This window comes from Microbulbifer sp. THAF38, assembly GCF_009363535.1.
Classification (GTDB): domain Bacteria; phylum Pseudomonadota; class Gammaproteobacteria; order Pseudomonadales; family Cellvibrionaceae; genus Microbulbifer.
On sequence record NZ_CP045369.1, the window covers coordinates 4,241,009 to 4,259,216 of the forward strand.

At 55.0% G+C, this 18,208-nt stretch carries 16 protein-coding genes; 6 read left to right on the top strand and 10 right to left on the bottom strand.

Translation table 11 applies throughout. The annotated features are described in order from the left end of the window. Positions 1-62 precede the first annotated feature (62 nt). On the top strand, positions 63-1,385 hold the full coding sequence (argA, locus tag FIU95_RS18355; RefSeq protein ID WP_152455309.1) for an amino-acid N-acetyltransferase: 1,323 nt from the start codon (positions 63-65) through the stop codon (positions 1,383-1,385). Positions 1,386-1,509: 124 nt separating this feature from the next. Then, on the top strand, positions 1,510-3,345 hold the full coding sequence (gene ilvD, locus FIU95_RS18360; RefSeq protein ID WP_152455311.1) for a dihydroxy-acid dehydratase: 1,836 nt from the start codon (positions 1,510-1,512) through the stop codon (positions 3,343-3,345). Between the two features lie 48 nt (positions 3,346-3,393). Here ilvD and FIU95_RS18365 read toward each other — a convergent pair whose 3' ends face one another. From FIU95_RS18365 to lgt, 10 genes are all read right to left on the bottom strand, one after another. Further along, positions 3,394-4,044, bottom strand: coding sequence for an energy transducer TonB (locus FIU95_RS18365; protein ID WP_172975455.1), 651 nt, complete (start codon positions 4,042-4,044; stop codon positions 3,394-3,396). A gap of 224 nt (positions 4,045-4,268) precedes the next feature. Beyond that, complete coding sequence (locus FIU95_RS18370) at positions 4,269-5,621, bottom strand: lipopolysaccharide assembly protein LapB (RefSeq protein WP_152455315.1); 1,353 nt, start codon at positions 5,619-5,621, stop codon at positions 4,269-4,271. Between the two features lie 12 nt (positions 5,622-5,633). After that, a complete protein-coding gene (locus FIU95_RS18375) occupies positions 5,634-6,251 on the bottom strand; it encodes an energy transducer TonB (protein WP_152455317.1) in 618 nt (205 codons plus the stop codon). A gap of 5 nt (positions 6,252-6,256) precedes the next feature. Continuing rightward, complete coding sequence (locus FIU95_RS18380) at positions 6,257-6,658, bottom strand: biopolymer transporter ExbD (protein WP_152455319.1); 402 nt, start codon at positions 6,656-6,658, stop codon at positions 6,257-6,259. 114 nt (positions 6,659-6,772) lie between these two features. Beyond that, complete coding sequence (locus FIU95_RS18385; protein ID WP_152455321.1) at positions 6,773-7,300, bottom strand: MotA/TolQ/ExbB proton channel family protein; 528 nt, start codon at positions 7,298-7,300, stop codon at positions 6,773-6,775. Positions 7,301-7,314: 14 nt separating this feature from the next. Continuing rightward, positions 7,315-8,685, bottom strand: a complete 1,371-nt coding sequence (locus FIU95_RS18390) for a MotA/TolQ/ExbB proton channel family protein (RefSeq protein ID WP_152455323.1) — start codon at positions 8,683-8,685, stop codon at positions 7,315-7,317. After that, a complete protein-coding gene (locus FIU95_RS18395; RefSeq protein WP_152455326.1) occupies positions 8,682-9,464 on the bottom strand; it encodes a DUF3450 domain-containing protein in 783 nt (260 codons plus the stop codon). Before FIU95_RS18395 ends, FIU95_RS18390 begins: the two co-directional genes overlap by 4 nt. Positions 9,465-9,751: 287 nt before the next feature. After that, the gene (locus FIU95_RS18400; protein WP_152455328.1) at positions 9,752-10,261 is read right to left on the bottom strand and encodes a dihydrofolate reductase; all 510 of its coding nucleotides are present in this window, start codon (positions 10,259-10,261) and stop codon (positions 9,752-9,754) included. Between the two features lie 14 nt (positions 10,262-10,275). Then, the gene (locus FIU95_RS18405; RefSeq protein ID WP_152455330.1) at positions 10,276-11,109 is read right to left on the bottom strand and encodes a thymidylate synthase; all 834 of its coding nucleotides are present in this window, start codon (positions 11,107-11,109) and stop codon (positions 10,276-10,278) included. Between the two features lie 6 nt (positions 11,110-11,115). Then, positions 11,116-11,964 (bottom strand): prolipoprotein diacylglyceryl transferase, encoded by an 849-nt coding sequence (lgt, locus tag FIU95_RS18410; protein ID WP_152456458.1) that lies wholly within the window; start codon positions 11,962-11,964, stop codon positions 11,116-11,118. A gap of 95 nt (positions 11,965-12,059) precedes the next feature. Here lgt and FIU95_RS18415 point away from each other — a divergent pair, with 95 nt between their 5' ends. The 4 genes from FIU95_RS18415 to FIU95_RS18430 all read left to right on the top strand — a co-directional run bounded on the left by FIU95_RS18415 (position 12,060) and on the right by FIU95_RS18430 (position 17,943). Beyond that, the gene (locus FIU95_RS18415; RefSeq protein ID WP_152455332.1) at positions 12,060-12,905 is read left to right on the top strand and encodes an NRDE family protein; all 846 of its coding nucleotides are present in this window, start codon (positions 12,060-12,062) and stop codon (positions 12,903-12,905) included. 445 nt (positions 12,906-13,350) lie between these two features. Further along, positions 13,351-15,333: a murein L,D-transpeptidase gene (locus FIU95_RS18420; protein WP_152455334.1), complete on the top strand. Its 1,983-nt coding sequence runs from the start codon at positions 13,351-13,353 to the stop codon at positions 15,331-15,333. 183 nt (positions 15,334-15,516) lie between these two features. After that, positions 15,517-16,755 (top strand): murein L,D-transpeptidase, encoded by a 1,239-nt coding sequence (locus tag FIU95_RS18425; RefSeq protein ID WP_152455336.1) that lies wholly within the window; start codon positions 15,517-15,519, stop codon positions 16,753-16,755. 27 nt (positions 16,756-16,782) lie between these two features. Beyond that, positions 16,783-17,943 carry a L,D-transpeptidase family protein gene (locus tag FIU95_RS18430; RefSeq protein ID WP_152455338.1) on the top strand — a complete coding sequence of 387 codons (1,161 nt, stop codon included), beginning with the start codon at positions 16,783-16,785 and terminating at the stop codon, positions 17,941-17,943. Positions 17,944-18,208: the final 265 nt, after the last annotated feature.

The following is an 18,208-nucleotide window of genomic DNA, read 5'->3' on the forward strand; positions in this document are numbered from 1 at the left end:
TCAGACGACAATCCACCCGCGCCGAAACACAGGCAAATTTTTTATTAGATGGAAAGGTATTAGTGACCGACGAGAACGCCTCCCTTAACTGGTTCCGCCACGCGGCACCCTATATCAACGATCTGCGCGGTCGCACCCTGGTTGTCGGTATTCCTGGCGACGGACTCGAACACAGTAACTTCCGCAATCTGGTCCACGACCTGGCACTGCTCGCCAGCCTTGGAGTCCGCTTGGTAGTCGTGCATGGCTGCCGTGCACAAGTCAACCGCGCCCTGCAAGAGCGCGGCATTGAGGGCCGTTTTCACGGCAGCAAACGCATTACCGACCGGGAAAGCCTGGAAGTGATAAAAGCCGCAGTGGGCAGATTGCGCTTCGATATCGAAGCGGCCTTTTCCCAGGGGCTCCCCGACTCCCCGATGGCGCGCTCAGCCCTAAAGGTAATCTCTGGAAACCTGGTCACCGCGCGCCCCTGTGGTGTACTTGACGGCGTCGACCTGGGCTGGACCGGCACGGTCAGGCGTATGGAGATCAACACCATTGAACAAGCCCTGGACCAGGGCGCCTTGGTATTGCTGTCGCCTCTGGGTACCTCGCTGACCGGTGAGCTTTTTAACATCAATTACCTGGACCTGGCCGCAGAAGCCGCACGGGTTCTGCGCGCCGAAAAGTTAGTTCTATTCCGCGAACCCGCTCAGCTGATGCTCGACGGTAACCCTGTCCATGAACTCAGTATTGTGCAGGCAGAACAGGCCGCCAACCGGGTGCAGAGCGAAACTTTGCGGTGTGCCATTCAGGCTTGTAATTCCGGCATTGCCCGGGTTCACCTACTCAGCTACTGCCAGAATGGCTCCCTGATCCAGGAGCTGTTTCGTCGCGAAGGTGCCGGAACCATGATCTATCGGGATAGCTACGAAGTCGTGCGCCGGGCGCGTATTACCGATGTGGGAGGGATTCTCGGTCTGATTCGCCCACTGGAAAAGCAGGGCGTCTTGGTACGGCGCTCTCGGGAAAAGCTCGAAGCGGAGATTGATCACTTCACTCTGGTGGAAGTCGATGGCACTCCCGTAGCCTGTGCCGCACTCTATCCCATTGGGGACGACAACGGCGAGACTTCTGCGGCTGAGATCGCCTGCGTGGCCAGCCATCCAGACTTTCGCGGAGGGGGCCGCGGCGCCAAGCTAATGCGCCACCTGGAACGCCAGGCGCGCGCAGTCAATATCCACGAACTCTATGTGCTCACTACCCAGACCGAACACTGGTTTATCGAGCAGGGCTTCGAGCAAGTGGGAGTCAGTGACCTACCGGCCTCACGTAAATCTTTGTACAACATCCAACGAAATTCACGTATTTTGCGCAAAAAACTCGGCCAGGATAACGGCTCTTAACACCTCTCAACCGAAATACTCATCCTAGAGAGAAGCGCGGTGGCTCAGCACTGCGCGAAACTATCCCGAATATCGGCTTTTTGCTAAGCTGGCACTCTAATTTGCCCAGCCGGATGCTTGTACCATGCCCAGATATCGTTCCCGTACCTCCACCGCCGGACGCAATATGGCCGGCGCCCGAGCCCTGTGGCGCGCCACAGGCATGACCGACGCGGATTTTCACAAGCCGATTATCGCCATCGCCAACTCATTCACCCAGTTTGTACCGGGCCACGTGCACCTGAAAGACATGGGGCAATTGGTGGCAAGGGAGATCGAGCGGGCCGGCGGCGTCGCCAAGGAATTCAACACCATCGCCGTGGACGATGGCATTGCCATGGGCCACGACGGCATGCTCTACAGCCTGCCCAGTCGCGAGATTATCGCCGATTCGGTGGAATACATGGTCAACGCCCACTGCGCCGATGCCCTGGTTTGTATCTCCAACTGCGACAAAATCACCCCGGGGATGCTGATGGCCGCCTTGCGCCTGAATATCCCGGTGATCTTCGTATCCGGCGGCCCCATGGAGGCCGGCAAGACCAAACTGGCCGACCACAAGCTCGATCTGGTGGATGCCATGGTCATCGCCGCTACAGATAGCGCCACCGATGAAGAGGTGGCCGAGTATGAACGCTCCGCCTGCCCCACCTGCGGCTCCTGTTCCGGCATGTTCACCGCCAACTCCATGAACTGCCTGACCGAGGCTCTGGGTCTTTCGCTACCGGGCAATGGCACCCTGTTGGCCACCCATGCAGACCGCAAAGAGTTGTTCCTGCGCGCAGGCCGTGAAATCGTTGCGCTGACCAAGCGTTATTATGAAAAAAATGACGAGAGCGCCCTGCCCCGCAATATTGCCAACCGCACGGCATTTTTGAATGCTATGGCTCTCGACATCGCCATGGGTGGCTCGACCAACACGATTTTGCACCTACTCGCCGCCGCCCAGGAGGGCGATATCGACTTCAACTTACAGGATATCGATCGACTCTCCCGCGAGGTGCCGCAGCTGTGCAAAGTGGCGCCCAACACGGAGAAATACCATGTGGAAGATGTCCACCGGGCCGGTGGCGTCATGGCGATTCTCGGAGAACTGGAAACTGCGGGGCTGATCGATGCCTCCCTGCCCACCGCTTATGGGGGGTCACTAGCCGATGCTCTCGAGCAGTGGGACATCTCTCGTACCGACGAGCAATCGGTACAAGACTTCTATAGAGCCGGTCCCGCAGGTATTCCTACCCAAACCGCATTTAGCCAGGCTTGTCGCTGGCCTACCCTGGATGCCGATCGACAAAATGGCTGTATTCGCTCCGCCGAGCATGCCTATTCAGCGGAGGGAGGCCTTGCGGTACTGTTCGGTAACCTTGCTGTAAATGGCTGCGTTGTGAAAACTTCCGGTGTTGACGAGGCGTTATGGAAGTTTGAGGGCCCGGCCCATGTTGTCGAGAGCCAGGAGGAGGCCGTTGCCCATATTCTCGAAGGCAAGGTGCAAAAAGGCGAAGCGGTAATAGTGCGCTATGAGGGCCCCAAGGGCGGCCCAGGTATGCAGGAAATGCTCTACCCCACTAGCTACCTGAAATCCAAGGGACTGGGGGAGCATTGCGCCCTGATTACCGATGGTCGTTTTTCCGGAGGTACTTCCGGCCTTTCCATTGGGCACGTATCCCCGGAAGCCGCCTCTGGTGGCAATATCGCTCTGGTTCGCAATGGCGATCCAATCCGAATCGATATACCAGCGCGCAAAATTGAGATTGTTATTAGTGAGGATGAACTCGAGAAACGCCGTCAGGAAATGCGTGATCTCGGCCAGCAGGGCTGGAAACCCAGTGAAGAACGCCCCCGCAAAGTCAGCAAAGCGTTGAAAGCTTATGCACTACTCGCCACCAGTGCCGATCGCGGCGCGGTAAGAGAAATTGATTAGGCCAAAATTAGAATATTAAAAAACGGCCCAGATGGGCCGTTTTTTCTTTTACTGTGCCAATTTATAGGTAATGCGATTGCGCACTCCATAGCGCTCGATGGGCTGACCATCCTCCACTTGCGGCTGATATTTAAACCGCTCTGCCGCTGCCAATGCCGAACGATTGAATACATTGGTTGGGTTACCGGTGCTATCGAATCCACCAACTACCCGAGCATCACGCACAGCTCCGGTTTTCGTTATCGTAAATTCCACAACCACATAACCTTCAATACCCCTGCGCATAGCCACACTCGGGTAACGCGGTGCGGGCTTATAAACAGGCACAGGCTCTCTCGATACGATAACTGGATTATCACCAGTTTCAGCAACCGGAGGAGCAATCGTTGGAGTGATATTTATAGTATCTACATCTCTAGTCACCTCAGTACGCTCAATCGGTGGAGGAACTTCCTGAGGGCTCGGTGGAGCCTCATACTTTTCCTGGGTAACCACTTTCTTATCGGTCATATCTATAGGTTGAATCGTCGGTAACGGCTTAGCCATAGGCTCCACAAAATTGGTGGAGATCAACTGACTCATTGCAAAAATCAAACCGAGAGTAGTTAGGGCTGCGTAGGCCAAGCCTTTGGCATAACCAGTAAGCAGATGGGTAGGGAAAAAATCGGGGCTGGAAAATGGCGTGCAAGCTCTATCCATAACACCTCTCCTATTGTTATTAGGGTGCGTAAAAGGCATCCAAGTGCCGAAATGGAAAAAGCTGATCAGCTGACCTTAATCATTAGCCAATTCACACAAAAATGCAAATAGTCTGTTAATACAGGTTAAATCCATATTTTGTATTGCCGCAAAAAGATAAAACAGCACAAAAAAAGCCGCACATTTCTGTGCGGCTTTTTTGAAGCGTGAAATGTAGCTAGGTATTAAATTGCCAGCTGCTTTTCACGTTGCTGTTCACCCTTCACAAAGTCTATCCACTGCTTGGCAAACTTCTCCGAGCGCTCATCCTTTTGTGCAAGTTTCAGGCTCTTCATTGCTGCGTCATAGCGTTTCAGGTTGGCATTCGCCATACCCATTACGATATGCAGGGTATCGACACGTTTGACTCTGCCTTTAGCGAGCGCTTTTTTACCCATAGAAATGGCTTTCTCATTCTGGTCCAGATCCAGATAGATACCGGCCAAACGCGAGTAGATTTCGCCCTTGTCAGACAGCTGAGCTGCGGCTTCCAGCTGGGGAATTGCCTTTTGCAGCTCTTGCGCCATTTGATAAGCCTGGGCGAGGGTCTCCAGGTTCTTGGCCGTACGGGGAATCTTCTTCTCTTGGATACCCTTGGCAATCACCTTGGCTCCTTTATAAGGCATTTCATGCCCCATAAAGAGATAACCCATGTTCAGCAGATCCCTATCTTTCTCCAAAGCACCCGCAAGATAAGCCGCTTCCATCATGTGCAGCTGATCTTTATCGCGCTTCAGCTCACCATACATGGCCGCCAGCGTTTTGTAGTACACAGGCTTGGGATAGTGCTGTACCAGCTTCTCAAGAACACCAGCTACTTTTTTGTAGTCGTTGCGCTCGAAGTAAATGTACTGCTGAAGACCGTACCAACCTTCCTTGGGTACTTTGCCCTCTTTCTCATACATGGATACCGCGACATTGATATCCGCAAGTGCTTTGCTCTGATCGCCTACCTGATTATGGGCCTGGGCGCGCAATGCATAGGAGTCCGCAGTAATACGATCGGAAACCTTGAACCATTGGTTCAGGTAGTTAATCGCCTGCTTGTAGTCCTCGGTAACAAAGTAGAGCTGTGCAAGAGTAAAGAGAGTTCCCACTTCAAGGGCTACTGGCAGGTTTGCTTCACCCTGGTTTAGAACCTTCTTAAAGTATGGGATGGCCTCTTTGTAACGCTCGGTGCTGTAGTAAACGACACCGAAGAAATTGTACATCTGCGCTATTTCATAGCCGTTGAACCGTTTCTTGCTGGCATCCATATCTTTCAGCGCTTCGAGAGCAGCCGCCCAGTCTTCTGCGTCAGCAGCTTCCTGGGCTTTTTCCAACTTTTTATACGCGGCTTCGCGCATAGCCGGTACTTTGCGGCTCTTCTGTTTGCTGGGCTTTTTTTGCTCCTGCGCCAGGGCAGAAGCGAAAGGTGCGGAAACACCCGCTGCTTCGAGCACGGTAACGCTGACCGCTGGTGCCAGGACCAGGGGCAACGCTACTGAGGTGCGCAGAGCGAGTTTGGACAAACTTTTGCCGATGCTTGTCAACTTCATAGTGCTTCCCCCTTAGTCCTTAGCCATGTTAAAGCTGATCTTAGTCCGCACATTGGGGACTTCGGTCGGCTTGCCATCAACTACCCGCGGCTTGTACTTATATTTCAGCGCGGACTTGAGCGCGGCCCTGTTGAAAACAGAGGTCGGCTTTCCGTCCAGGGTAAAGGCTTCGACCACGATCGGATCGCGCACAGAACCGTTAGTGGTCACCGTGTACTCAACGATCACATAGCCTTCCATACCCCGCTGAAGGGCGCGGCGTGGATACTGAGGCTGAACCTTAACGATGGGCAGGTAATCGCCCTCGCCAAAGCTAAAGCCTGACAGCTTGACACCGCCGGATGCTTTCGGCGCAGAAATGCTAATACCACCATCGATGTCCGGCTCTTCGAACTCTGGTTCAGGCATTTCGGGTGGCGGAGTTTCAGGGTCCTCCGGCTTCACCGGCTTGGTCGTATCGTACTGTGTTTCAATCTTCTGCTCAGGCATCACCACATCGGCAACTTTGAACTGCTCCTTATCCTCTGGAGCTTTCATATTTGCCTGAATCAGCTGATGCATGGTGAAGATGAGGCCAAAGGTTGTGGCTACCGCCAGCGTACCTGCCCCAAGAAGTCTTACCGGATTCATAGCTGTTAACTCTTTTCTGTCGCGACCGAAACTTTCTTGATACCAATCTTCCTGGCTGCTTCCGCAATCAGGGCGATCTTCTCAATACTCGCTTCCTTATCGGGCTGAATCACCAACCACCCTTTCGGGTTTTCCGAGTAGAGGCGCTCCAGGACAATCTTCACCTGGCGCTCATCAACCTTCTCTTTGGCAATCCAGATCTCATTACTGTCGTTGATCGCTACCAGAATAGAGGTGGCTTTGAGTTCTGCGGTTGTCGCTTCCGGCTTAACAACATCAGCACCGGGTTCCTTGATAAAGGTCGCAGTGACGATAAAGAAGATCAGCATGATGAACACCACGTCCAGCATGGGCGTGAGGTCGATAGCGCCGGCTTCTTCTTCTGCCGTATTTTGTCTTTTGCTCATAGCAACTCTCTTAGCGAACTTTCTCGGCGAGGGGCTCTGGGAGCCCCCCGGCGAAAATTTCTGGCTTGGCTAAACCTTCACAGCAAATAAGCTGGCCTATTCGCTTATGTGTGCTTAGTGATCCATGGTCAGATGATCTTCCAACAGCTGGGTTTCACGCTCGGCCTTACGGGCGAGGTAGGTGTTGGCAAATACACCGGAGAGGGCCGCAACCATACCCGCCATTGTCGGGATAGTTGCCATGGATACACCACTGGCCATCTGCTTGGCGTCACCACCACCGGTGATCGCGAGAACATCGAACACGTTGATCATGCCCCAAACCGTGCCCAACAGCCCGAACAGGGGCGCTAGGGCAACACAAGCCTGGATCATGTCCATATTGTCCTGAATCTTCTCGGAAACCCGGGAGATCATCGCGTAGCGGATCTGGTGGGAGGCCCAGGATTTGCGCTCGCTGCGCTCTTCCCATTGGTCTACCGCACCCTGAACGTCACTCTTTAACGCTTTGTTAAAGTAAAAAACACGTTCAAAAATCAGCGTCCACATAAAGAAGGTCAGGCCGGCGATCAGGAACAGTACTGGCCCGCCCGACGCCATAAAGGCGTTGACGGCGGCCCATGCGTCGATTAATGCGTGCATGTTGCCGCCTCCTCTTATTTACGCTCGGCGTTTTCTGCCACGATACCTGCACTCTGCTCTTCCAGAATGTGCAGGACGCGCTTGGCGCGAGCATTAACAATGGTGTGCATCAGTACAGTGGGGATAGCCACACACAGACCGAGAACGGTGGTGATCAGGGCGGAGGAAATACCACCAGCCATTGCTTTAGGATCACCCGCACCGAAGATAGTGATCGCCTGGAAGGTTACGATCATACCGGTAACAGTACCCAGCAGACCCAGCAGCGGAGCTACCATGGCGATAATCTTCAGCAGGTTGAGGCCGGACTCGATGGCCGGACGCTCTTTCAGTACCGCTTCTTCCATCTTCAGCTCGAGAGTCTCGCCGTCGACACCTTTGTTCTCTTCCGCAACAGCCAGTACACGACCCAGCGGGTTATTGGTGTTCGGGGTAGAGGAGCGCAGCTGTGCATTCACCTTGGCGCTAACACCGGTCAGTACGATCAGGCGGAAGATGGCCAGCAACATGGCGAAGACACCAACAGCAGTAATGATGTAACCAACGATGTCGCCCTGGTGCCAGCGCTCAACGATGTCGGGGCTATTGATCATGGCTTTCAGGTAGGAGCCACCGGTAGGACCAGTCGGGTCAACACCGAAAGCGCTGAAACCTGCAGTGGAAGCCTGCAGATCTTCCGCCATCTTCTGGAACTTGGCATCCGGCTGGCGGATCAGCTCTGCCATTTGGTAGGCGTCGTTCATTTCCAGGTATTTACCGTTGGAAACCAGGTTGAAGTTACCAACACGGACAACTTCCTGTTGAGCCTGCTCACCATTGGGCTTGATCACAGTTGCGTTGAACTTAACAACTTTACCGGATTCCAGGGTTTCACGTTGCAGTTCGAACCACAGACGCTCGATTTCCTCGATAGTCGGCAACTTGGTAGCTGTACTCATCTTGGCCAGCAGACCGTCGATAAATTCGGTACGACCTGAATACTGAGCGGAAACCAGAGAGGAACCGATGTTCGAGCGAAGATCCGCGGCAGTAGAGGACATGTGACCGAACAGCTCTTTCAGGGAGCCCATACGCTCATCCAGCTGCTGACGCTTCTGGTCTACAGCCACTTCCTGCTCCTGGTATTTCTTTTCCAGTTCAGCAGAACGATTTTCTTCAGCGGTGCGGGTGTCTTTGGCTTTTTTCAGCAGGGCTTGCTGATTGGCCTTCTGACGGCGGAACTCAGCTTCGCGCTGTTTGTGCTCTTTGGATTCAGCAACTTTGGATTGTTGAACCATTTTCAGCAGGTCGTCGAGAGAAGCTGCTTTTTCCTGGGCAACAGCAGAGAAGCTGATCAGGCCAGCCGCTGCTGCAACTAGTACGCGTTTGGCGATAGAGGATTTCATTGCGCTGCCTCCGGTGCCGCGATCGGCATAGTCATGATATCGATAGTGGCCTGTTTCTTGGCGATCTTGAGGCCATTCATGAGGGCGCGGCGGTATTCGCCAGCATCGATCTCAACCCAGGCTTTCTGGCCTTTGTCATAGGCGAGGGAAATCGTGGAGTCGGTGGTTTGAGCCAGCAGGGCGATACGGCCAATCTGCAGCACGTTTACCTGGCGCTCCTGGCCAGCTACGTTCAGGGTATCGCCGTAAGTGTCGATCTTACGCGCGTATTCCGCTTCGAAATTGTACAGTTCCAGTACCTGGCGGAATTTCTCCGCAACAGTGATATCGGAACGATCCATATTGTTCTTAACGCCTTCGAGGTTGGCCATGCGCTCGTCCAGCTTGAACGGAGCGTCCAGTTCGATGAACTGCTCCAAGCCGTCCAGCATGCGCAGAATCAGCGGCTGGATCTGACGTTCGATTACGGTAACGTTGGCAATGGACTCATCCAGCTCATTGATCACTTCGAGCTGATTGGCCAGCTGCTTTTCCAGCTGACGGTTGTACACACGCAGACCATCGATTTCCTTGTTGACCACCTTGAAGTCCTGCAAAAGGCTGCTGGTTTCTTCGGCAATCTTGTCGATGCGTTTTTGCGATGCCTGGGCCGCAGTGGTTTTCTGCTGGCCGACGGCGAGTACGTTATCGAGAGTATCCGCAGTGGCTACGCTGCCGTAGAGCGCGCCGGCAGACAGCGCAGTGGTCAGCGCCACAGCCATGAATCGCTTGGTTTTCATTAGACCCCCCAGTGGGTTCAATATTTCACAACATGGTCGCGATGAGATAGCTGCCACAACGCGGTGTCCTTTTGTTTTAAAAACATTGGTTAGAAGACAGCTAAGAGCCGCACATTGTAAACAGCCGATTTGATTATTCAAATGCCGATTGTCAGCATCGGCCCGCGTGGGTAGCAAGGTAACAACCGGGTAACAAAACCGGGTCGCTTGCACACATTGGCGGCGCTGCTTCCTTTGCAAGCTGTCGCAGAATTTAACAGATTGATCAACTTTTAATCAAATTGTTTTTATTTGAATCTGTCGTACCGAACTAATGCGTAGTTGTACTCATTCTTTTCAGAGGCAGGGTAACACTCTCGTGCAACTTCGACCCATGAGTCATCAACTTCGGGGAAAAACGCATCTCCCGCCACTTCAGCATCCACTTCGGTGACATAGAGCCGCGCGGCAAGGGGCATACTGAGGCGATAAATCTGTGCTCCGCCGATCACCATCAGCTCGCTGGCTCCCGCTTCCTGTGCATGCTTATCGGCAAGTTCCAGCCCAGCCTCCAGGGTACTTACCACTTCGACACCCTCGGCCCGCCAATCGGGGTTGCGGGTAATCACGATATTGGCACGCCCAGGTAGCGGGCGGCCTATAGACTCAAACGTCTTGCGCCCCATCACCACGGGTTTGCCCATGGTGGTGCGTTTGAAAAATTGCAGATCGCCGGAGAGGCGCCAGGGCAGCTCGTTGTCTCTACCGATAGCGCCATTGCGGGCCACAGCTGCGATCAGGGCAATTGGTGTTTCCACAGCTTCTCTCCTGATTAAATCGCGACTGGGGCGGGAATATGCGGGTGTGCCTGGTAACCCTGCAGTTCAAAGTCCTCGAAACGAAAGGCGAACAGGTCTTTGACGTCCGGATTGAGGCGCATCTTTGGCAGGGCGTGAGGCTCACGCTGCAGCTGTAGGTCTACCTGCTCCAAATGGTTGGAGTAGAGATGGGCATCGCCAAAGGTGTGAATAAACTCACCCGGCTGCAGGTTACACACCTGCGCCAACATCAGGGTTAGCAAACTGTAGGAGGCAATGTTGAACGGCACACCGAGGAAGATATCGGCGCTGCGCTGGTATAACTGGCAGGATAACTTGCCATCCGCCACATAGAACTGGAACAGGGCGTGGCAGGGAGCGAGCGCCATACGTCCCTCCCGAGCGTTATCCGCCGGAGAGACACCTTCATCGGGGAGATCTGCCGGGTTCCAGGCACTGATCATCAGGCGACGAGAATCGGGACGGGTTTTCAGCTGGTGTATCAACTGCTCCACTTGGTCAATCTTACGTCCATCTGGCGTGGGCCAGGAACGCCACTGGTGACCGTAAACCGGCCCCAAGTCCCCATCTTCGGTCGCCCACTCATCCCAGATGCGCACCTTGTTTTCCTGCAGATAGCGAATATTGGTATCGCCCTGCAAGAACCACAGTAGTTCGTGGACTATGGAGCGCAGGTGACACTTCTTTGTGGTGATTAAAGGGAAACCCTCTGCCAGGTTAAAGCGCATCTGGTAACCAAATACGCTGAGGGTCCCGGTGCCGGTGCGGTCCCCTTTTACTGTGCCGTTTTCGCGCACATGGCGCATTAGATCGAGGTACTGCTTCATTTCTAACTAGGCTCCGCCATTTACCTGAGAACGGTTTTCTTTATTTCCACCTTTACCGCGCCCCTCTGGCAGCGGCTGGGTGCGATAACTCCACACCAACAGGGCGATACCGGCAATAATCATCGGCAGACTCAACAGCTGTCCACGGGTCATCCAACCGAACAAATCAAAGCCGATATGGCCATCCGGCTCCCTGACAAACTCCACCAGGAAGCGGAAAATACCGTAGAGCAAGACAAACATGCCGCCTACGGCGAGGCGCGGGCGCGGCTTGCTGGAGAACCACCAGAGCACCGCGAAGAGCACCAACCCTTCCAGGAAAGCCTGATACAGCTGCGATGGATGCCTGGCCAACAATTCTGGGTCTTTGGGGAATACCATGCCCCAGGGGCCTTCGGTGGGGCGGCCCCAGAGTTCCTGGCCAATAAAGTTACCCAGGCGCCCCAATCCCAAACCAATTGGTACCAGCGGGGCGACAAAATCAATCAGTGCAGGGAAGGTTGTGCCAATCTTCCGGGCGTAGAGGACCGCAGCCAACATCACGCCGACCAGCCCCCCGTGGAAGCTCATGCCTCCCTCCCAGACTTTGAACAGGGAGAGCGGATTCTCCATCAGCTCCGGCATGTTGTAGAAGAACATGTAGCCGAGGCGTCCGCCGACCACCACGCCGATAGCGCAGTAGAGGATCAGGTCCTCCACTTCCGATTTGATAACCGGGGACCAGGGCCGGGTGCTGCGCCGCAATGCCAACCACCAGGCAGCAATAAAGCCGAACAGGTACATCAGCCCGTACCAGTGTACTTTTAGGGGGCCAATAGCAATGGCCACCGGATTGATTTCTGGATAAGTCAGCATGGGGGAATCGAGATTGTTGGCGAAACGCCTATTATGGTCGCAAAGCGCCCCCCAGCGAAAGAGGCGCGCCAAAAGCCTTCTGCCGGGAAAATACTATGTGTTTACTGCTGTTCGCCTACCGCTGCCATCCAGACTACCCACTCCTGCTGATCGCCAATCGGGACGAGTTTTATGCCAGACCGAGTGCTCCCGCCGAACCCTGGAGAAAAGAACAAGAGATTGGACAGGGCAGACAAATAGTCTCAGGGCGGGATTTGCAAGCTGGGGGTACCTGGGCTGGGATCGCTGCGGGACGGGTGGCGGCAGTTACCAACATTCGCGAACCGGGCGGCGCCGAGCCAGAAAATGTCCTGTCACGGGGGGAAATTCCATACCAGTTTCTAACCGGCGGCGACTCACCTGAACAGTTCGCAAGAGAGCTTAAAGGGCAGCGCTACCGGGGCTTTAACGCGCTGCTATTCGCCCTAGATGAAGCGCAGCCTCTCTATTGCGCGGGCAATAGGCACAGCCCTTTTGCCTTTTCCGCCGGAGTGCATGGCATCTCTAACGGAGCACCCGACGCCCCATGGCCCAAGGTGGAAAAGGGCAAGGCGGGGCTGGCGCAAATTACCCAGCAAATTAAGGGCTCTATTAACCGGGAGAACTTTATTGTGCCGGCCCTCAGCCTTCTGCAGGACAGGAGTCCGGCTACCGATGCGATGCTGCCCAGCACCGGCGTAGGCTTACCGATGGAACGGGCCCTGTCGCCAATATTTGTGCAGATAACCCAGAGAGAGAATCAGCTGCCAAGCAACGTGGATTCAAACGCCTTAAAGCAAGGATATGGCACTCGCGCCAGCACCCTGATCGCCGTACACCGGAGCGGCCAGACCCATCTATGGGAGCAAAGCTTTTCCCAGGGCAATCTGTGCGGCCCCCTTCGCTACTTTTCCCTCCCCTGACACTCTGGCCAAGTCCCTGAAATAAATAGGGTTTTTTGGGACTATTAAAATTATTGGCCGTATCTAGTCGCTCAAGGGGTATCTCATTGATAGAAAAATTACGAGCAATAGCAAAACCTTATCGTGGTATGGACGGAATTTTGCGGCCTTTCTACAAGGGCTACCGGATCACTTATCCTCAGAAGAAAGAAACGCCAAGCAAATTCCGCATTTATTGCCATACTTAGTTTCACAGGCTGAAATTGGTTGAGTTTCGCGCAAGTGTGACGCCAATTGCGGTCTTAAATAAGAGGAAGTCGCGCGGGACGCATGACAAGTGCGAGTCATCGCTAGACACCTAACAGTCTCTGGATGGGCTCGCCACAGGTTCGGAAGGTATGAACGATCTGGCGCCCGGCATTATCCACAAGACAACACCGGGCCCCTGCAGTATCGCTGAGGTACCATGTCTTATTTCAACCCAGAGCAGCGTAAACACAAACCCTTACTGCCCCTGCTGATGCTCGGCAGTCTCTGCGTCTCTATCCTTTATTACGCCTTTTCTGCCAACCAGAAAACGGTGCCGGTATTACCGGAGAGTGCGGTACGCCCACATTTGGTGCACTGGCTGGAGGAAAACCCAGACGCCTGGCCAGCCCAAGACCCCATCTTTAACCCCGCGGCAGTGCGCAGGATTTACCAGCGTACCAACTACCGCCTGCTCTGGTTTGATAACTACAACCTGAGTGACAGCGCCAATGATCTGCTCAAGCAGCTCACTGCCGCCAGCTCCGGCAATCCCAGCAGCATGGTGGATTACCGCTACCACCTGGGCTACTTTGACCGCACCTTACGAGACACCCCCCAGCGCTTAAAGATGGCCGCAGTGCTGGACATCCTGCTGACCGATGCTTTTGTCTCCTATGCACAGGATACCCAGCTCGACCGGATCACCCCTAAAAGTCGACCGCGCCGGGGAATTACGCCGGTGCTGCGCGAGCATCAGGGGTTTCGCATGGTCGCCTATAACAATGTCAGCAATGTGGCCTACGGCAATGCCTCACAGCAGGCATCCAGCGAGCCCAGTGGTCGCAAATACTTCCGCGGCTATGATCGGGCGCGCATGATCGGCGGCAAAGCACGCAACCGTTACTATTCCCGCGATTACAACACCGATAGTGAGCGCAATCTCTCCAGACCCGCGGACAGCCGCAGCCACCGCACTCGCTACAACTCTGCCAGCAACAATAGTGGCAATTCAGGTGCTAGCAGGGGTGGCAGCAGGGTTTACTACAACCAGGGCCGCAACAGCAATCCCCAAGAAAGGGCCACAGTTGCCCGCTCAGAAAATAGCGAGGGACCTTATTTCGAGGAAAATACCCCTTACGGCAGCGATGCCTATGCTCTGAGAAACGAGCTCGAGCGCCTGCGCAGGATCTCCGATAGCGGCCGTTGGCGCCCGATACCTCCAGGACCGGTGATGACGATGGGTGCCCGCCATCCCCATGTGTCCCGTCTGAGAGAACTACTGACTCTCTATGGGGACTATCAGAGTCGCTATAGCTACGGCGGAAGCGATCCCAATCGCTTCGATCGGGGCCTTCACGAAGCGGTGCTGCGCTTTCAAAAACGTCACGGCCTCAAACCCGATGGCATCGTGGGCCGCGGAACCCGTAAGCGGCTCAACCTCTCCCCTACAGCACGGGCAAAAATTATCGAGATGAACATCCAGCGCAGGGAAGAATTACCTGCCAATCTCGGCGATCGCTTTATCCAGGTCAACATCCCCGCGTACCGCCTCCAGTATGTGGAGAACAACCGGGTAAAACTGGCTATGAATGTGGTGGTGGGCAAGAAGAAGCACGCCACTCCAGAAATCACCACCCGTGTCAGCAGGGTGATTTTCAATCCCACCTGGACAGTGCCTCGCAGTATCCTGGTAAATGAGCTCTTGCCTAAGGCGCGCAAGGATCCCTCGGGCATGGAAAAAATGGGTTACCGGGTTGTCGGCGGCAGGGGGGAATACCTACCGCTGACCCCCAGCAATCTGTCAGCCGCCGGCGCGGGCTCTTACTTATTGCGCCAGATGGGCGGTGAGGATAATATTCTGGGGCGCGTGAAATTCGAGGTTCCCAACAAGCACGATGTCTACCTGCATGACACCCGCGCCCGCACCCTCTTTTCTCTGACCGACCGGGATTACAGCCACGGTTGTATCCGCCTGGAAAAACCCCGTCATCTGGCGGAAGCCCTTCTGCGCCCGCAGGGGGACTGGGACCAGTGGCGCATAGACCAGCTCACGGTTGGGGAAAAGACCACCGCGGTCGACTTGCTCCGCCTGGTCAAGGTCTATATCACCTACTGGACCGCCTGGGTGGACGGGCAGGGCCGGCTGAATTTTCGGCCGGATATCTACGGCAAGGATGGATTAAGCGACAATCAATTTTGAGTTCGCTGGGGCGGCCCTCAAGGCCGCCCTTAGTCTCCAATAACCACTCTCTATTAGTCTTTTTCTCTCTGCGCATAGCCGCAAACCATTCCTCGATATTATTAAGGGCCCACCAGTCACAAGTTACCAATGTGAGCAGTGCGATCAATCTCTTTGGTCCGACTTCGCTTACTGGGGTGACTTATGGGTGCTGGCAATCGTTCCTTCTCGCTGAATAAATCAATCCAGGGTGGCACCGTGGCTTTGATGCTGGCCCTAGCGCTGGGCATCGACAGCCCTCCAGTCTCGGCGAACACAAAGACCGACCTGGATCTACCGGTACCGGGAAGGGACCCTTTCTCCCCCTACGGCCGGCAGTACACGCTTCTCAGCGAGGAACTGGCTCGCTATCGGACATTGGCCCAGAACGATCAATGGCAACCGCTAGACGCCGGACAGCCGATTACTCCTGGGAGCCGGGGGCCGCGAGTAGCCCAGTTGCGCAGCCTGCTGATGCTCTACGGCGATTTCCGCCCCAGCGACTTCCCCAATAAAAACACGAAGGAAGCGCACAACGGTGATGTCTACGACAAACCTCTCCAAGAGGCGGTACGCCGCTTTCAGCGCCGCCACGGCCTGAAAGGTGACGCATTGGTGGACGAACGCACCCGCAGCCGGCTCAATACCAACCCGAACAAACTCGTCCGCATACTCTCCGCCAATATCGAACGCTGGGAGAGGCTCCCCAAGGATCTGGGGCCGCGCTATATCGTCGTGAATGTGCCCGAATTTAATCTGCGTCTGATTGAGGACGAGCGCGAGCAATTCCGGATGAAGGTAGTGGTGGGGAAACCCAAGCACAAGACTCCGCAGTTGACCACGCGCATGACACGCCTGGAATTCAACCCCGTGTGGCGGGTCCCCCCCAATATCGCATTGCGCGAGTTACTGCCCAAGGGCAGTTCGGCACTGAGCGCCAAGGGTTACCGTTTAATCAACCACCGCGGTCGGGCCGTCCCCTTTACTCGCGGCAATGTCGCCGCAGTGCGCCGGGGCCAGGTGTCTCTGCAGCAAAAAGGTGGACCTGGAAACGCTCTGGGGCGGGTCAAGTTTGTGATCCCCAACCGCCACGCCATATTCCTACACGACACCAACAGCAAGCACCTGTTCAAGAAGTCCCAGCGCGCCTTCAGCCACGGCTGCATTCGCCTGGAAAAACCCCTGAAATTCGCTCGTATGATGCTCGCTCAACAGAACCGCTGGAACAATGCTCGCATTGACCGCGCCCTCATGAGCGGTCGTACTCACGGTGTCGCGCTAAAAAATCCCCTGCCGGTATACATCGCCTATTGGACCGCCTGGGTGGATGAAAATGGCCAACTGCAGTTTCGCCCGGATATCTACAACCGCGACAACGCCAGCAATGGAGCAAACCGTGGCTGAATATGACCACTCCGCTGGGAGTTCACAATGGCTTGGTATCCTCGTCACCTAGGGCTAATCGCCCTGCTGACAGTGGCCATAACCTCTGCAGCCTCGATAAATAGTGGCCAGACCTCCAGGGAATCCACGGCCCTGAATATCGCCCTTATGGGAGAACAGCTGCGCAGCGAGGCCCTCCACTATCGAACCCTAGCGAAATATTGGCGCCCGGTTCCGCAAGGGGGGCCACTGCAAGCCGGAGATCGAGGCGAGCGAGTACTGCAGCTTCGTAAACTGCTTGAGCTCTACGGGGATTACCGCGGCCAACCCGGTCCGGTTTCCGCGCCGCAAAAGGACCCGATGCGCTTCGATAGCGCACTGCAGTCAGCGCTTGAGCGCTTCCAACGTCGTCACGGCCTCTTTCCGAGTGGTATTGCAGAGGGGGCGACTCTCGCAGCTCTGTCGGTTTCCCCCATCGAGAGAGCTGAGCAAATGGCGAGGAATGCACTGCGTTGGGACAAGCTCCCTCCTCTAGAGGAAGAGCGCTATGTATTGGTAAATGTGCCCGACTACCGCCTGCAGCTGGTGGAAGATGGACGTATCAAACTCGACATGAAAACCGTAGTGGGCAAAAACAGCAGTCGCACACCCAATTTACACACCCGCATCACCAGTGTGGTATTCAACCCCACCTGGACAGTGCCACGCAGTATTCTAATCACAGAGCTGCTCCCCAAAGCGCGACACAACCCGGCCGCCATGCACCGCCGCGGTTATCGGGTTATCCAGTATCGCGGTGGCAAAACCTCTCCTATCACCGATGAGAGCCTGGAGCGGGCTGCCGGTGGTCATGCGACCCTGCGCCAGGTCAGTGGGCCGGACAATACACTCGGCAAAGTGAAATTTGTTATTCCCAACAAGCAGGCCATATTCCTGCACGACACCCAGGCACAGAGCCTTTTTACCGAACACCACAGAGCCTTTAGCCACGGATGTGTGCGCCTACAGCAGCCCGAGGAATTAGCCTATAGCCTCCTTCAAGCCCAGGGCTGGGACAGGACCCGCATCGCCGAGGCCGCAACAGGCGCCGAACCCCTGAGAGTGTCGATTAAGCCCGCCCCAAAACTCTTTATCGTATACATGACAGCCTGGATCGACGCCGAAGGACGCCCCCAATTCCGCCGGGATATCTACCACAAGGATCAATAGCTTCCCCCCCAGGATCCCCCAAAAAGCACTTCAGACACCGTTAAAAACTATTCAGTCGCAAAAAAAATGTTTTTTTACGCTTTATCTATTAATGACAACGCTGTCTCTTGTTTTTAGTCCCCACTTCTCGTGACTAGCGACAGGCGTTTCGAAAGAGCTAGCCGCCAGGGAAAAATGTACCAGCCGAATTTTCAAATATTTCCTAATTAACAGGTCACGATTTGTAACAAATGGTTATTTTTTGTACATTTTCCGCCGTACCCGG

Coding starts and splice junctions, on each gene's coding strand:
- ilvD (WP_152455311.1), top strand. CDS start 1,510: ATGCCCAGATATCGTTCCCGTACCTCCACCGCCGGACGCAATATGGCC.
- FIU95_RS18365 (WP_172975455.1), bottom strand. CDS start 4,044: ATGGATAGAGCTTGCACGCCATTTTCCAGCCCCGATTTTTTCCCTACC.
- FIU95_RS18370 (WP_152455315.1), bottom strand. CDS start 5,621: ATGAAGTTGACAAGCATCGGCAAAAGTTTGTCCAAACTCGCTCTGCGC.
- FIU95_RS18375 (WP_152455317.1), bottom strand. CDS start 6,251: ATGAATCCGGTAAGACTTCTTGGGGCAGGTACGCTGGCGGTAGCCACA.
- FIU95_RS18380 (WP_152455319.1), bottom strand. CDS start 6,658: ATGAGCAAAAGACAAAATACGGCAGAAGAAGAAGCCGGCGCTATCGAC.
- FIU95_RS18385 (WP_152455321.1), bottom strand. CDS start 7,300: ATGCACGCATTAATCGACGCATGGGCCGCCGTCAACGCCTTTATGGCG.
- FIU95_RS18390 (WP_152455323.1), bottom strand. CDS start 8,685: ATGAAATCCTCTATCGCCAAACGCGTACTAGTTGCAGCAGCGGCTGGC.
- FIU95_RS18395 (WP_152455326.1), bottom strand. CDS start 9,464: ATGAAAACCAAGCGATTCATGGCTGTGGCGCTGACCACTGCGCTGTCT.
- FIU95_RS18405 (WP_152455330.1), bottom strand. CDS start 11,109: ATGAAGCAGTACCTCGATCTAATGCGCCATGTGCGCGAAAACGGCACA.
- lgt (WP_152456458.1), bottom strand. CDS start 11,964: ATGCTGACTTATCCAGAAATCAATCCGGTGGCCATTGCTATTGGCCCC.
- FIU95_RS18415 (WP_152455332.1), top strand. CDS start 12,060: ATGTGTTTACTGCTGTTCGCCTACCGCTGCCATCCAGACTACCCACTC.
- FIU95_RS18420 (WP_152455334.1), top strand. CDS start 13,351: ATGTCTTATTTCAACCCAGAGCAGCGTAAACACAAACCCTTACTGCCC.
- FIU95_RS18425 (WP_152455336.1), top strand. CDS start 15,517: ATGGGTGCTGGCAATCGTTCCTTCTCGCTGAATAAATCAATCCAGGGT.
- FIU95_RS18430 (WP_152455338.1), top strand. CDS start 16,783: ATGGCTTGGTATCCTCGTCACCTAGGGCTAATCGCCCTGCTGACAGTG.